The organism is Pseudoalteromonas sp. S4492 (assembly GCF_005886115.1).
In the GTDB taxonomy this organism is placed as follows: Bacteria; Pseudomonadota; Gammaproteobacteria; order Enterobacterales; family Alteromonadaceae; genus Pseudoalteromonas; species Pseudoalteromonas gelatinilytica.
In genome coordinates, this window is the sequence record NZ_PNCP01000368.1 from 1 (window position 1) to 341 (window position 341).

At 50.1% G+C, this 341-nt stretch carries 1 protein-coding gene; it reads left to right on the plus strand.

Annotation, left to right across the window (positions count from 1 at the left end; translation table 11 throughout):
• Nucleotides 1-341: TetR/AcrR family transcriptional regulator (locus CWC28_RS22225; protein WP_212746844.1), on the plus strand; the 341-nt coding region annotated here is incomplete at both ends.

Below are 341 nucleotides of genomic sequence, written 5' to 3' on the forward strand. Positions count from 1 at the left end.
ATCTACTGGCACTTCAAAGATAAGTCCGAGATGCTCGAAGCGCTTTGGGATAAAATCATGCAGCCTATGGAGTTGGTGTATGAAAAGCTGCGCGGTGATGTCAGTGGTGACCCTCTTCTGGTTCTGGAGCAGATCGCCGAGAGCTTTTTTCTCCTGGCTGCTTCCAATGAGGACTTTCAGCAAGTGCTCAAGATCACTATGCAGTCCCAGAGTGATCCCCTGCTGGCAGAGCGTTGCCAGCAACTCTGCAGAGAAGAAATGGACTCGCTCAGTAGTTTGATGACCCAGGCCCGGGACAAGGGTTTTTTGAGAACAGATCTTTCAGTGAAAGCGGCTTCATT